This window comes from Camelimonas abortus, from assembly GCF_042432745.1.
In the GTDB taxonomy this organism is placed as follows: Bacteria; Pseudomonadota; Alphaproteobacteria; order Rhizobiales; family Beijerinckiaceae; genus Camelimonas; species Camelimonas abortus.
On record NZ_JBHLWR010000006.1, the window covers coordinates 2887269 to 2900221 of the forward strand.

Genomic DNA, 12953 nt, shown 5'->3' on the forward strand with positions numbered 1-12953 from the left:
GGCCCAGTCGGACCCTGCGGACCAGTCTCTCCGGGGGGGCCGGGCTCGCCCTGAGGCCCCGGATCACCCTTGGGACCCTGAGGGCCAACGAGGCCGGGCAGCACGCGCAGGCGCACGCGCTGCCGGTTAAGAAGAGCAACGCTCATCAGAAATTCCCTTCGGTGATGGTGATGATGCCGTCGAACAGCTGCGCCGCTTTGCCCGTCTCGATTTCGACAAGCCGCAGGCCGTGGCGATAGCAACCCGGCTCCAGCGCCAGCGACGGCGATGAAATGGTCAACAAAAACTCGCCATCGATCACGTCAGCGTCGATGCCGTTGTCACTGGTCAGGAGCGCCAGCTGCTGATCCTCGCGCCGGACTGAATACTCGGCACGGTAATCGTCCCACTCAATAGGCTCATCGGTGGCAGACGACAGCGCGACGGCGAATTCAAACGCCTCATCGTCGGTGAATGACAAGTCGACGGAATAGCCAGCACCGGCCATTGGCGGCTCCATAGAAAACGCCGCCCGGAGGCGGCTTGCTGAACAGGGGGGGGCGATGGTTGATCTATCCACCGCCGCTGGATGAGATGGCGCTTGATGAGCGGGTAGGGTGGCTGACGCTGCGTTACGTTTTCCGTTTGAACTGGCCGTGCTAGCGTCGCGGAATCGCTATGGGGGCTAAGCATGAGACTTGGGATTGTTGGGCTAGCGTGTCTGGTGCTGGCAGCGTGTGCGTCTAAATCGGAGAACATCGGCGCGGCATATGTCTCGCCCATGATCTACAAAGACTTCACTTGCGACGAAATCTCCTATGAGGCGCAACGTCTGTCGCAAAGGGCAGCGCAAGCTATTGGCGTTCAAGATCAGAAATCGACCAATGACGCTGTTGCTACAGGCGTCGGCATTGTCCTGTTCTGGCCCGCCCTGTTCTTTATCAAGGGCGATGGTGCGACCAGTGCTGAGGTAGCGCGCCTCAAAGGCGAGATGGAAGCCATTGAGCAGGCGTCCCGCATGAAAAAATGCGGAATCGAGTTCCGAAAGGCGACACGATAAGGCGATGGCGGCGGGAGCGTTATGGAGACGTTCCCGCTAACGATGGTAAAGGCTGAGTATGAAGATCCTCCCGCTCGACTTCTGGCTCACGTTCTCGGCAGTTATTGCCGCTAACCTGCTTACGGTCGGCTTCCTATACGGCGTTTACCTGCACTCGAAGCGTGAGAAGGGCGAGGATGACACGCCGTGGCATGTCATCTATGGCAGCATCATTATGCCTGGGGCCTTTTTGGTGATTGGGCTGTTACTCATTTCAACGCCCAAGTGAGCCTGCCTGGCCGCCCGCCACGCCAGCGTTACGTTTTCCGTTTGAACTGGCCGTGCTAGCGTCGCGGGATCACTCTGGGGGCTGGTGCGAGCCATCCGCCCAAAACGACTCATCACTGCCAACCCAAAGGACGCCGAATGAAATTCCGGTATGCCATGTACGGGCTTGCTGCCGGCTTGGTTCTCTGGTGGGTCGCGGATCAGTCTGCGCCGGGGGCTGTAATGCTACTGACTATGTTCACAGTGACGTTCGTGTACAACGCGCAGCTAGCTGTGAACGAACAGGAAGATGAGATCCGGAAGCTGAAAGACCGATTGGACAACGTCGAACGCCAGCGAGGCCAGCTTTGAAGTTCCCTACCGAATTCTGGTCCGTGTTCGCCGCCGTCATGATGGCTAATATGCTGACGGTGGCGCTGGTCTACGGCCTCTACCTGCATTCCAAGCGGGAGAAAGGGGAAGACGACACGCCTTGGCATGTCGTCTATGGCAGCATCCTGCTCCCGCTTGTTCTGCTGATCGCAGGACTTCACGCTGTGCTAACGGCGCGGTGATGCCGACTGACCACCGATAGCTCCGCTGCCAGAAACGAGAATCCGCTCTGCATTTTCCAGAAGCCGCATGATTGCCGGCCTTGCCGCTGCCATCTGGAAGGCGCGATCAATCATGGCGGGGTCGCTGCTGGAAAGCAGTTTCCCGACCTGTTGCGCCACTCGGGCGTCAATTTTGCCGCCGCCGTAACGCGCAGCAGCACCAAGTACAAACCCGATGCTCATTGAACTAGGGTCCATACCGCTCTGCCAGCCGGTGATGGCACTACCGACACCGCCGGCCATGCCCATCTCCATAAGTTGCCGCGTCGTCGTGCTGTTGCCCTGAACGGCTGTGCGCAGGCCATCCATGATGTTCTCAACGCGCAGGCGAGCTTCCAGCTTGGCAGCGCCCTGCGGCCCGAACACCATGCGGATGCGCTCACGCTCGGCAGGGCTGCGCATCAACTGATTGACGGCATTCAGGCGGTCAGGCGTCTCGCGCAGCTTCGATGCCAGAGCAGACGCATAGCCTTCTCTGAACAGGGCTTTCTCTGGCGCAGAGAACTGCCCCCACGCTTTCCTGTATGCTTCGTTTTGCCCCTTGGCCGTCAGGAACTTCTGGCCGGCCTCCAGCGCATCCTCCGCACCGAAAAACGCCGCTGCACCGGACCTGGCCGCAGCATACTCCGGCACAATTGCATCGAGTTTGGCGACAAGTTTCTGCTTTAGCGCCGTTGCGTCGGCAGCGGCGTTCCTGTTGCCGGCTCGTTTTGCGGCTTCAATGGTATCGTCCAGGTTCCGCTTGACGTAATCCCAGAACTGAAGCGACGGGATGGCGGTTGAGCCATCTGCCGCCTGCCGCAACACAACGTCGCCGGCATCCGTAACAACAAACGGATTGGTGACTGGCTTGAAACCGTCAGCCACAGCCTTGTTGTTGCCGGTGCGCGTAGCCTTACGGATAGCGTCTGCAACGTCTGGCGCGCGGGTCAGGGCGGCCAGTTCATCATCCCATACTCCAGTTGCGCCCTTGGCATACGCCGCAGCATAGCGTGGACGGTTTGCTGCGCGAGCAGCCGCCCGCAGCTTGTCGAGCGATTCAGTGGCATTGGCTCCGAGCGGAGACAGGCCAGCTACGTCATCGGCAATCCGGGTAGACTGCGTGGCGAAGCGTTCCGACACCACCTTGTTGAGCGCGTCGCGCGCCTCGGGTGACGTGTTAGCCGCGCTACGGGCAAGAGCGCGTGTCGTCTCGCCGCCCATGTCGGCCACGACAACTGGAACGCCTTCGGCTTGCAACGCCGCAAGCTCCTGCCGGGTCAGCATCTGGTTCCCAGCAGCAGCATCGCGGGATAGGGCTTCTTTGACCCGATAGCCAGCGCTGGCCTTCTTCGCCGCTGCGTCTGCGACCTTGCTCACGCCAGAAATCACGGCAGGAGCAACGAACCCGATCCCGCCACCGAGGGCCGCGCCTCGTGCGGCGCTTTCCAAATCGCCCCCGCTGCGTGTCAGCGCGTCCAGCCCGCCAATTGCGCCGCCAGAAATGCCGCCGGCGGCCATCCTTCGGCCAATGTTGCCCCCCACATCGCCCAGCAGCTTCGCGCCCATCGGCGTGTTGGCGACAGCACCCGTAGACACAAGCCCGCCAGCCAACTGAGTGCCGGCGTTGATGTATGGATGCGCTTCCTTTGCTCGCTCGCGATCCGCCTGCAACGCAGCAAGCCGGTTGCTGTAGCTTTCGCTGACGAATGGCTGACCGACAAGCACAGCCGCACGTTCAGCCGCACCAGTCAGGATCGGCCCGACAATCGGGATACCTTCGACAAACCCGCCGGCGGCTACGCCCACGCGGTCCGCCGCCGATGAGTACTTCGGAATGGTATGGCGGCTAACGTTCGGTCCGCTTTTGGTGACCAGACTGGCCCGCTGCGCCGCCTGCCACGCCTCCATTGCCGGGTCGGGCGTTGCAGCCTGCGCCTCGATCCCGGCTTTCTTCGCGTTGAGGCCGGCGGCCAGCGACGGGTCATTCTTCACGCTGCCGAGGTCAAAGCGCCCCGTGTCGAACTGCTGCGCGGGTGCCGGCGATGCGCTTTGCTGCGATGGCGCGTCAGGGTACGCATCCCACCAGTTGCCGCCAGTTGCCGGTGCACTCACGTTGCCGCCTGGTGACGGCGCGTCAGGATAGGAATCCCACCAGTTAGCCATTCGCACCCCCACTCAGGGCTTGATTTTGATTGCGCCATTGGGGGCTTGGAACGTCGTGCCCGATGGCAGCGCCTCCAGCTCCTGCGGTGACGACACGACAGGGATGTTTCCAGATTGCGGGCTGTTGCCTGCTTTGAAATATGTCCCGCCGCGCATCTCCTGCGCCCGACGCTCGTTGAACTTCAGCCGCCGTTCAGCAGCCGCGATGGCGCGCTTGTAAATCTGTTCGCGAACAGCCTTTGGCTGGCTTGCAGATCCCTGCATCTGTAACAGGATCGCGCGTTCACCTTCCGTCGGATTGCCGCCAAAGATCGTCTTGAGCGAGTTGAGCGCATTGCCGACAACAACATTTTCGAGTTCAGCCGTCGCCTGCCCCTGTTCCTTTGAGGCGACGCCATCAGGGACCATCCAGTCAGGCAGGTTATTGGCCACCCATGCCCGGCCACTGGCTCCAAAGCCTTCGAGCGCCTTGTCGCTCAGTTTGAGCGCGGTTTTCAGGCTGTTGATCGCGCCCTGATTGGCCTCAACCATCTCGTCTGCTTCGAGGATGGCCTTCTTGTCCGTGGCGGTAAGCGGTTGCTGATCCTCGCGGGGCATTTTGCCGGTAAGCACATATGACTGATACGCCGGCGATCCTGGGGTAAGGCCGAGTTGTTCCGCGACCACTGCTCGATCTGCGGCCTCACGCTGCATCTTGTCCCCAGACAGACCCTGTTCTGCCTGTCGGATCTTCAGATCGTTGAGCGCCATCGTCTGCGCGGTCGTCGGATCAGCCCACTTGGCCAGTTCGTTGTAACGCTGCTCCAGCACCTTGATCTGAGCGGGGTTAAGCCCCGGCGTAGCGGCGATGACCTGTTGGATACGACGCATGCCGGCCTGCGCCTGCTGTGGCGTCATGGGCGCGCGGACAGATGACTGACCCTGCCCCGGCACCGCGAAGCCCTGCGCTGGCCGCGCTCCTTCGGCTGGAGCGTCAGCCTGCGCCACCTGCGTCTGCTGCTGTCCAGTTGCAGCTTGAATGGTGTTTGGCTGCCCTTGGAAACGAGGCAGGTAGGCCATCGCTGTCTTGAGCCGGGCATTGTACTCAGGCGAATTCCCCTGATACCCAGCAAACCGCCAGGCGTTGGCCATGATGCGATTGGCCTCATCGACCGACTTGGCCGCGTTCAGGCGCGGAATCAATGTCGGGTCTTCGCTGGCAAGGAAAGCCGCCTGCGTCTCAGGGCTGATAGCCCCGATTTTCTCGCCTCGCTGCTGGGCGAATTTGTAAAGGTTCCGCAGCCGTTCATTGCGCCATGAGAACAGACCGCCAGACGTGCCAGCTTTGCCGCTCTGCGACGGATCAGACCACGTGCGATTGGCGTTCTGTGGCGACCAGCCAGATTCACGCTTGCCATAAGCCGCGACGGTCGCGAGGCCGAACGGATTGTTCAGCCCGGACTCTCGCAGGGCCGACATGAAGCGCGTTTCGATCTGGTTCGGTGTGCCGAGGTTGACCGCAGGCGCAGGAGCCCCGCCGACGGCAATGCCGCCACCGGGCGCGTTCAGGTCGGTCATGCCACCGCCAAGAGCGCCAGCCACGGCTGCGCTCGCCGCCTTCTGCTGCTCCAGCGTGCGCCCGAGTTCAAGCGCCTTCAGGCCATTGGTGACGTCACCGGCAGCCATCAGGCCTTGGGCCGCTCCGGCGTAATCCCCCGCAGCTAGACGCTGGCCCAGCCCAGCCAAGGCGTTGCGCTTCCGCTCTTCCTCGTAAGCGTCGCCAAAGCCCGTGACCGCGCTGTTGAGGTTCCTGAACGCGCCATCGAAGGAATACGCTGCCATCAGAAGAACCCCGCCTTTTTGAGCGACGACGCGCCGCCAAGAACGGTGCCCAGCGCGTTGATGCCGAAGTTGAGGTTGCTGGCGAGCGCATCCTGTCCCGCCCGGCCAGCCGTCTGCGCAGACTGCGAAATGCTGTTCAGGTAGTTGTTGTTGCTGCCGACGTTCAGGCCAGCGCCCTGCATCCAGACGTTGCCCTTCTGAGCGCCTGCGCCCGCGTACAGATCACCGATGCCGCGCTCAAGCTGAGCCTGCTGACTGGTGGCGTTAGCGCCGAGCTGCGCAAGGTTGCCATAGCCAGCCAGTCGCGTCTGAGCGCCTTGCAGCCAGGTATTCTGGCTGGTGTTCTGGCCGTTCACCCAATTCCAGTAGTCCTGATTGGCAAGCTGCGTCGCACGGTCCTGAATGGCCGTGGCGGTGTTGCCGCTGCCAAGCATGCCCATTGCTGACTGTTTGCGGGCCACAGCGTCAATGGCCTGGTCACGCTGGTATTCATAGCCCGGCGATGAATTGAATGCTGCGCGGGCGCGCGCAGTGCCTTCTGCGCCGCCATAGCCGTAAATGTCATCCTGCCGCGCGCGATACTGGTCATTGGCTGCGCCGATATCGCCTAGCGTGGTGTTGTACTGGCCGACAGCATCCAGCCCAGACTGCACCCACGGCTGGAAGCGGTCGATTGCGCCCGTGTAATAGGGCACCGCCTGATCGACGCCAGAACCGATCTCGTTAAGCGCCTGCCCACGAGCTTCAGCGATCAGAGCATCATTGCGCTCACGTTCCTTCTGAGCCTCGCCAATCTGCCACATCGCCAAGCGGCGTTGGGATGATCCAGAGAAAAGTGCCATGGCGCTATCCTATTTCGAGAACTCTTTGGCGATGATCAGGCAGCCGCTGATATGGATCCCGGTCGCGGCGACAGTCTTGACGAGTTCGACGCTGTACGTGTGGGATCCGGCGGATGGTGTGCGGACGTGAATTATGCTGGTCGCACCGTAGCGGCTCGCCGCACTAGACCCCGTGCCGTTTTGGGCGTGGTTAATCGGGGTGTCGGAGATGATGTTTCCATCCTCGCGGACACGCAGAACGAACTGGTCAATGGCTGCGTAAGCGTTCGCATCGCCCTTGAATTGGGCGTAAATTTCGAGAAATCCGGTACCCCTGAATGTCGGGGTAATTGATGCCGAGGTCCCTCCTTCGGCGGCCCAGGCACGGGAGACGGCGCTGTCGCTTAGCTTATCGTTGAAGACCGTGCCCGTGACTAGCAGATCGCCATTGATTACGACGTTTGACGTGATTTCCAGGAGATAGGTTGCGCCAGCACCATCAGCACGCTTCACGCCGGTGAAGACAAAGCCGCCATATGATCCCCCGACGTAGCCCTGCACCGCATACTGGACGCCAAGGCCATTCACGGACGTCATCAGGCTGGAAATGGACGCGGTGTGACCGCCGACCGTCGTGGATAGACTGCTGATCGAACTCGCCAGAGCACTATCGCCGTTCGCGCGCGCAGTCTGCTCCGCTGTTATCGCGGCGGTGTTACTGCTGACAGTCGCCGTCAAGCTGCTGATGCTACTTGCCAGCGCACTGTCACCGTTCGCGCGCGCAGTCTGTTCACTGATGATGGCCGCTGCGTTTGCGCCAACACCAGCCTCAACAGCAGTCACACGCGACGCCAGAGCCTCGCCAGCGCCGACGACAGCACTCATGTCATCCTGAACGCGGGCGAATGCGTCAGCAGTCTCCTGCTCAACTGTCGTCACCTTGCGTTGCAGGTCCACGGTCGTTTTGACCATCCAACTGCGCGACGCCTGTTCCCAATCCAGCATTGCTGTAGTCGGGAATCCACCGCCATCAATCCGCCGCACCTCGCGTGGCATGACGTAAGGCGCGGTGAGCGGATCGACCTCAAGCGGAACAGTTCCGGTTGTATAGTCTGGATCGTCAGCCATTAGCCTGATGGCCTCGCGTCAGGGTCAGGGATGCTAGCGCCAAGAAAAGCGAAATCCTTCGCCGTGTCGGTTGTGATCCGCACGCGAAGCCCGTGATGCGTGCTCATGCCAAGGCGATTGACGCGCACCGGCCACGTCTCAGCATCTTTCAGTGAGCGAGTAACGGGCGTGGACCATGTTTTTCCGCCGTCATGCGACCACGACACAGCCACGTCGGCGTCTGTCTCGGTGAAATCCATGAACAGCGACGGGATGGATACGCGCGCCGGGTATTCCTTCACCGGGCCGGACTCCAGATGCACCGGCATGGCCGCGCCGTTCTCGGTAAAGACGGATCCAGAGAACGTCAGAATGTCGCCTGTGAGGCGATCCGCGACCAGCCAGCGGTCAGTGTCGAACCACGTCGGGCCACCACGCCAGCCGGTTGCGCCAGTGCTGGTGCGCTCATTCCACACGCGGCCCGTCGTGTCATATTCCCACGACCCCTGATCCGACGTGATGATGACGAATCCCACGCCGCGCCAGACATAGGCCGACATGCGGATTGACGCCCGGTCAGACGCCTGGATGAAGCGCTCCACGTCCGGGGTGGAAATCCGCGCCGTTTCGTAGCCGCTCAGAGCGCGCACGGTGAAGTCGGACCCCACGAAAAAGATGGGGTTATTCCACGCCTCGTCATTGCCGATTGCGGCCATCGGAGCGATGACGCCTACAGGTAGCACCGTCGCAGCGCGCTGCATCGGGTAGGGCATCGTGCCCGCGTTCTGGTACGGCTCAATCGTGGACTCGCCCATGGCGTACAGCAGCGACCCGGCGGCAATCACACGTCGCAGGCCATCGGCCCGGCTCTCTGCCGTGGTGAAGCTGAGCGCGTTAACGTCCGTGCTGTTCAGCTCGCTGGCAAACAGCCGGCCATCCGGCACGGTGAAGTGAAAATACCCACCCAGAAACTCGACGCTGTTGACCGTCGCCGGCAGATCAGCGTCTGGGTAGGCCGAGACGGCGCTTGACCCGATGACGTAAGCCCCGCCAGACGCCCGCACAGCCACAATGTCGGGCGTGGACACACCATCAGTCGTGCGGTTGTTGCGCGCCAGCGTCACGCCGTCGGTGCCGGGAATTGAGCCTGTCAGCGTGGTTACGGTCGACCCGCTGATGCGAACCACCGCGCCATCATAGACAATCACCCACTCGTCATTGACCTTGAGCGCGCCGCGAACGCCGCTCTTGCCGGTGGACAGTACATGCACGAGGCCGGGCGAACGGCGCACCACGTCACGGTCGCCGTCCTTGTCAACCCATGCGTTGATCCGCCGACCGTCGCCCTCACCGGGGCGCGATCCAGGCGTGGAATTTTTGGGGAAGGGAACTGCCACCATCAGAGGCGACCCTGCCGACGTGACGCGCCGAGCAACGAGCGATCAACCTTGAGGCGAGCGCCAGGCACGCCCTTGCCGATGCGGGCGATGGTGCGCAACCGGGATTCAGCCCGCTCGATCACCTGATATTCGCGACCACGGCCAAACGCCGGCGCGCAGGTTTCAACCAGAATGTCTGTCAGCAGCTGGAAAACCTGATCGTCAATATCGTCAGCCGGCGGCACATAGATGACATTGCGCTGGGCCAGATCGGCCAGCACGCTCTCTAGCCGCCGCTCAACAAGCGCCGCGTCAGAAGCACCGGCAGTCTGGCCGGCATAGAGCACGCCAAGGTCTTGCAGCACCGCGTCAATCAGTTCGGCCTTGCTTGCCATGTGATGCCCTCAGAAATGGATAGGGCGGCCCGTAGGCCGCTCCTTTTGTCGTGATGGTATCGGAAGGCGTCAGGACGCAGCGCTGCCGCTGACGCGGATCGCAAGGCGCGGATCGACGGCCTTGATGCCGTAGAGAATGTCCAGGCGGTACCGCGACACGTCGTTGGAGCCGTCATAGTACGGGACCAGACGGGCCGAGATGCCCTTGTAGGACTCGCGGGCCACATCGACAGCGCCGGGCGGCGCGACCAGCGGAGCCATCACAAGAGCGAAGGCGTTCTTGTGGAAGATCATCGACTGGCGGTAGCCGGTGGAGGCCGCGCCAACGAGCGTGATGGCCTTGTTGTCCAGATCGGTTACGCCAGCCTTCACGGCGACAGTCTGGTGCGCGCCGCTCCAGATCATCGCAGGCGTGATCTTCAGCGAGGCGATGGCGCTGCCGGAGCCAGTTGCACCTTCAACGACGGTGAACTGCTTCAGGAAAGGCAGCGGCTGCTTCGTCACCGGGTTGACGTCATACACGTCGGCAATGGTGAATACGTCACCAGCCGCCAGCGTCTGCGTGGCACCGCCAAGGCCGTCAATGCTGATGGTCTGGACGTTGGTGTCACGCACCGCTTCCCACGTCACAGTGGCTGCGGTGATCGAGCCGTTGACCGCAATGGACGAGCCAGAGCGCGAACCAGTGGTGAACGTGGCGACGTTCTGGCTCATGAAGGTGTTCACGCCAGCAATGTTGCCAAGCGCGCCTTCACGGTAGGCACCGCGAGCGGCGTCCTGCACGTAAAGGTTCGTCTGCGAGCCGAGCAGGCCCCAGAAGTCAGACGGGGCAAGGAAGGCAGAGCGGTCGCCCTTCGGGACGCCGAGCTCGTCCAGGCGCTCGACGGCGGCGGCGAAATCCTTGAAGCCCTTGATGCTCTCGCCGGGAGTGCCGACCCAATTCGGAACGGACGTGGCGAGGCTGAGCAGGTCTTTGTCCACCTGGTTGGCAAGCTGGATCATCGCCGGGCGAATGACGCGCTCCGACAGCTCGGTGATGTCGAGCGTCAGTTCCTTCGACGTGAAACTGAAGTCGATACCCTTCTGCTTGTCGATCACAAGCGAGGTCTTGCCCTCGCTCACGTCCTGATTGGACGCCACAGCGCCATCGCGAACGGTGAAGTCGGCCGGGCGGCGAATGGTGATGGTGTCGCCAACCTCATAGCCATTCACGGACTTGGAAAATTCATCCTCGTATCCGCGATAGACGGCCTTGGCCGCGCCGAGTTCGTTTTCAAGGATGCGAACGGCAGCCTTGGCGATGAGGGAAGTCTGGAGAGTGCGGTTTGCCATTGGTCAGTCTCCGCCCGTCAGCCGTATTTCGCTTTCAGCCACGCTTCCAACTTTGCTTCATCGGATGCAGGGCCAGCGCCGCCCTTGATCGGGGCGGTCGGCGGAGGGGCTTTAGAAGTGCGGTTTGCGGTGGGCAGGCTCAGCTTGGCCTCCAGTCGCCCGATAGCGCGCGCGGCAGACAGCGGGTCCATGGCGTTAAGCCGTTGGAGGTCCGCCGGATTTTTCGCGAGATGGTACTTGAGCAGTGGCCCCTTATCGGACTCGATAACAAGCCGGGTAACGGCATCAGATGCGGGCATTGCGCCAGCCTGCGCCATCGTCTGCACGTAGTCCGGGATGGCCTTCGCCACCTCAGCCTCGCGCTCGCGGAAGTCTTCCAAAGCGATCTGCTGTGCAGCCGTCATCTGCGCCTGACGCGCGGCTGCGTTGCGCTTCGCTTCCTTTTCTGCCAGCCGTCGATCAATTTCGTAGGCCGTCATCGCGCGCTCATACGCGAAATAATCCTCGAAATCCTCGATCTTTGGCGGCTCGCCCACTTCCGCTTCAACCGCTCGCCTGATCGCCTCACTGTCAGCGGGAACAGGCCCGCGACTGCGCTGCAATTCCAGTTCAGCAGTCAACTCAGCGATTTTGCGCTTGAGCCGGTCAACGCCTGACCGCCTCTTGCGCTTCTCGCCATCCTCTTGCTCGTCGCCATCATCGCCTGCGGCGTCTGCGCCTTCGGCGTCTGCTTCAGCCTCCTGTCCTGTTTTGGCCTCGTCCGTCGTTTCGGTCGTGACCTCAGACTGTTCGGCTTCGGCCTGCGGCTCATCGGCCACTGGCACGTCTACCTGGTCGTCATCCTGCATTGCTGTGCTCACAAAAAAGCCGCCTCAAAGGGCGGCGCCCGTCATCGCGACTGGCGCGTCATGCGCCTGCCTGCGTGAAGGTCAGACCGGCGCTTGGCCGGGATCGTCAGGGCCAACCAAAGAGCCGCCCTGCGGCGGCTCTGTCGGCATCATCTCTGGATCAATCGCCATCTCAGGCGGCGCGCCCATCGTATCGGGCGGCAATTCCTGTGGCATGTCCTGCGGCGGCTCTGGCGGCTGTTGCAGCATGGCGAACAGGTCGCCCACGACAGCCTGCAATTCCTGAACAGCCCCGGCGATTTCGTCCACGCGAGGATCAGCGGCTGGCTGCGGCGCGACTGGCTCTGCCGGCATGCTCGCGGCAAGCTGCGCCTCCATTGCAAGCCGCTCCAGTTCAATCTGCGCCTTCTGCGCGTCAGCCTCTGCTTTCGCAGCCAGAGCCAGTTTCTGGCGCGTCTCAGCGTCCTTGGCGGCCATCTCCATCTGCATGGCCTGCTGTTCAGCCGGCGATGGCTCAGGCGGCGGGGCTGGCTGCTCTTTGCTGTCCTGCGCAATCAGTTGCTGGATTTGCGGCGGGGCAATCGCCTTCAGGCGTTCGGCCATCTTGTCGGCCATCGGCCAGTCCTGCGCCTGCACGTACAGATCGCCAATAGCCGGGAACAGTTGCGGAGCCGACTGAACCAGTTTCCCGCATACCCTCGCGGGCTTCCTCGCGCCGCGTGGTGTAGCTCGGACCCATAGACAGCGTTACGTCATAGCTGCCAACGGTCAGGTCATTCAGGATCGGCGCAGCGCCTTCAACAGCGATGCCGTTCGGCTGGTTGATCGCCAGTTCTTCAATGGTCCCGTCTTCGCCGGCAATGCGCAGCGTGCGCGCCGTGTCGTAAATGCGCGGGATCAGGTCAACGAGAATCTCGCCCGTGCGCTGGATCGCATAGGTGAAATGATCCACGTACACAAACGCGCCTACGTCGCCTCACGCTGGCGAGCGAGAATGGCCTTGCCAGACGTTTCGTTAGACTGAGCGCCGAGCGAAGCATCGTAAATGCCGATGGTCGCGCTTAATGTCTTCTGCGGCAAGGCTGATCTCCTGCAAAAGCGCAGGCGACGGGACAGGCGGCTGCTCACAGCGACGGGCGCTGAACCACCATTGCCGGGTCAGGCGTGTAGCGCAGATATGGCAGGCTCGCGCTGTTGGCGATCTGC

General features: G+C 62.1%; 14 protein-coding genes and 1 pseudogene. 4 read left to right on the plus strand and 11 right to left on the minus strand.

Features of this window, described 5'->3' with window-relative positions; all coding sequences use genetic code 11:
- Nucleotides 1–145 precede the first annotated feature (145 nt).
- A complete protein-coding gene (locus ACFFJB_RS14910; RefSeq protein WP_376829133.1) occupies nucleotides 146–487 on the minus strand; it encodes a hypothetical protein in 342 nt (113 codons plus the stop codon).
- A gap of 273 nt (nucleotides 488–760) precedes the next feature.
- On the opposite strand from ACFFJB_RS14910, the gene ACFFJB_RS14915 reads away from it, so the two are divergent.
- The 4 genes from ACFFJB_RS14915 (at nucleotide 761) to ACFFJB_RS14930 (ending at nucleotide 1860) form a co-directional block, all read left to right on the plus strand.
- Nucleotides 761–1039, plus strand: a complete 279-nt coding sequence (locus tag ACFFJB_RS14915) for a hypothetical protein (protein WP_376829135.1) — start codon at nucleotides 761–763, stop codon at nucleotides 1037–1039.
- Nucleotides 1040–1097: 58 nt separating this feature from the next.
- Complete coding sequence (locus ACFFJB_RS14920; RefSeq protein WP_376829137.1) at nucleotides 1098–1307, plus strand: hypothetical protein; 210 nt, start codon at nucleotides 1098–1100, stop codon at nucleotides 1305–1307.
- A gap of 137 nt (nucleotides 1308–1444) precedes the next feature.
- Nucleotides 1445–1657: a hypothetical protein gene (locus ACFFJB_RS14925; RefSeq protein ID WP_376832473.1), complete on the plus strand. Its 213-nt coding sequence runs from the start codon at nucleotides 1445–1447 to the stop codon at nucleotides 1655–1657.
- Nucleotides 1654–1860 carry a hypothetical protein gene (locus ACFFJB_RS14930; RefSeq protein WP_376832475.1) on the plus strand — a complete coding sequence of 69 codons (207 nt, stop codon included), beginning with the start codon at nucleotides 1654–1656 and terminating at the stop codon, nucleotides 1858–1860. Before ACFFJB_RS14925 ends, ACFFJB_RS14930 begins: the two co-directional genes overlap by 4 nt.
- Here ACFFJB_RS14930 and ACFFJB_RS14935 read toward each other — a convergent pair.
- The 10 genes and pseudogenes from ACFFJB_RS14935 to ACFFJB_RS15000 form a co-directional block, all read right to left on the minus strand.
- Nucleotides 1846–4044, minus strand: coding sequence for a hypothetical protein (locus ACFFJB_RS14935; protein WP_376832477.1), 2199 nt, complete (start codon nucleotides 4042–4044; stop codon nucleotides 1846–1848). The two genes, ACFFJB_RS14930 and ACFFJB_RS14935, sit on opposite strands and share 15 nt — an antisense overlap.
- A 12-nt stretch (nucleotides 4045–4056) precedes the next feature.
- Complete coding sequence (locus ACFFJB_RS14940) at nucleotides 4057–5865, minus strand: phage tail tip lysozyme (RefSeq protein WP_376832479.1); 1809 nt, start codon at nucleotides 5863–5865, stop codon at nucleotides 4057–4059.
- A complete protein-coding gene (locus tag ACFFJB_RS14945) occupies nucleotides 5865–6707 on the minus strand; it encodes a hypothetical protein (protein ID WP_376832481.1) in 843 nt (280 codons plus the stop codon). Before ACFFJB_RS14945 ends, ACFFJB_RS14940 begins: the two co-directional genes overlap by 1 nt.
- A gap of 9 nt (nucleotides 6708–6716) precedes the next feature.
- Nucleotides 6717–7814 (minus strand): hypothetical protein, encoded by a 1098-nt coding sequence (locus ACFFJB_RS14950; protein ID WP_376832483.1) that lies wholly within the window; start codon nucleotides 7812–7814, stop codon nucleotides 6717–6719.
- Nucleotides 7814–9193: a packaged DNA stabilization protein gene (locus ACFFJB_RS14955; protein WP_376829202.1), complete on the minus strand. Its 1380-nt coding sequence runs from the start codon at nucleotides 9191–9193 to the stop codon at nucleotides 7814–7816. Before ACFFJB_RS14955 ends, ACFFJB_RS14950 begins: the two co-directional genes overlap by 1 nt.
- On the minus strand, nucleotides 9193–9567 hold the full coding sequence (locus ACFFJB_RS14960; RefSeq protein WP_376829150.1) for a hypothetical protein: 375 nt from the start codon (nucleotides 9565–9567) through the stop codon (nucleotides 9193–9195). Before ACFFJB_RS14960 ends, ACFFJB_RS14955 begins: the two co-directional genes overlap by 1 nt.
- A 69-nt stretch (nucleotides 9568–9636) precedes the next feature.
- Entirely contained in the window at nucleotides 9637–10899 is a 1263-nt protein-coding gene (locus tag ACFFJB_RS14965) for a P22 phage major capsid protein family protein (RefSeq protein WP_376829152.1), read from the minus strand.
- A gap of 17 nt (nucleotides 10900–10916) precedes the next feature.
- Complete coding sequence (locus ACFFJB_RS14970) at nucleotides 10917–11747, minus strand: hypothetical protein (protein ID WP_376829204.1); 831 nt, start codon at nucleotides 11745–11747, stop codon at nucleotides 10917–10919.
- Between the two features lie 81 nt (nucleotides 11748–11828).
- Nucleotides 11829–12383, minus strand: a complete 555-nt coding sequence (locus ACFFJB_RS14975) for a hypothetical protein (RefSeq protein WP_446680585.1) — start codon at nucleotides 12381–12383, stop codon at nucleotides 11829–11831.
- Between the two features lie 106 nt (nucleotides 12384–12489).
- Nucleotides 12490–12875: pseudogene (locus ACFFJB_RS15000) on the minus strand (portal protein); the annotation flags it as partial.
- Nucleotides 12876–12953 lie beyond the last annotated feature (78 nt).

Bases quoted from the DNA above. Each gene is read 5' to 3' on its own strand.
- ACFFJB_RS14910 (WP_376829133.1), bottom strand. From the start codon at position 487: ATGGCCGGTGCTGGCTATTCCGTCGACTTGTCATTCACCGACGATGAG.
- ACFFJB_RS14915 (WP_376829135.1), top strand. From the start codon at position 761: ATGATCTACAAAGACTTCACTTGCGACGAAATCTCCTATGAGGCGCAA.
- ACFFJB_RS14920 (WP_376829137.1), top strand. From the start codon at position 1,098: ATGAAGATCCTCCCGCTCGACTTCTGGCTCACGTTCTCGGCAGTTATT.
- ACFFJB_RS14925 (WP_376832473.1), top strand. From the start codon at position 1,445: ATGAAATTCCGGTATGCCATGTACGGGCTTGCTGCCGGCTTGGTTCTC.
- ACFFJB_RS14935 (WP_376832477.1), bottom strand. From the start codon at position 4,044: ATGGCTAACTGGTGGGATTCCTATCCTGACGCGCCGTCACCAGGCGGC.
- ACFFJB_RS14940 (WP_376832479.1), bottom strand. From the start codon at position 5,865: ATGGCAGCGTATTCCTTCGATGGCGCGTTCAGGAACCTCAACAGCGCG.
- ACFFJB_RS14945 (WP_376832481.1), bottom strand. From the start codon at position 6,707: ATGGCACTTTTCTCTGGATCATCCCAACGCCGCTTGGCGATGTGGCAG.
- ACFFJB_RS14950 (WP_376832483.1), bottom strand. From the start codon at position 7,814: ATGGCTGACGATCCAGACTATACAACCGGAACTGTTCCGCTTGAGGTC.
- ACFFJB_RS14955 (WP_376829202.1), bottom strand. From the start codon at position 9,193: ATGGTGGCAGTTCCCTTCCCCAAAAATTCCACGCCTGGATCGCGCCCC.
- ACFFJB_RS14960 (WP_376829150.1), bottom strand. From the start codon at position 9,567: ATGGCAAGCAAGGCCGAACTGATTGACGCGGTGCTGCAAGACCTTGGC.
- ACFFJB_RS14965 (WP_376829152.1), bottom strand. From the start codon at position 10,899: ATGGCAAACCGCACTCTCCAGACTTCCCTCATCGCCAAGGCTGCCGTT.
- ACFFJB_RS14970 (WP_376829204.1), bottom strand. From the start codon at position 11,747: ATGCAGGATGACGACCAGGTAGACGTGCCAGTGGCCGATGAGCCGCAG.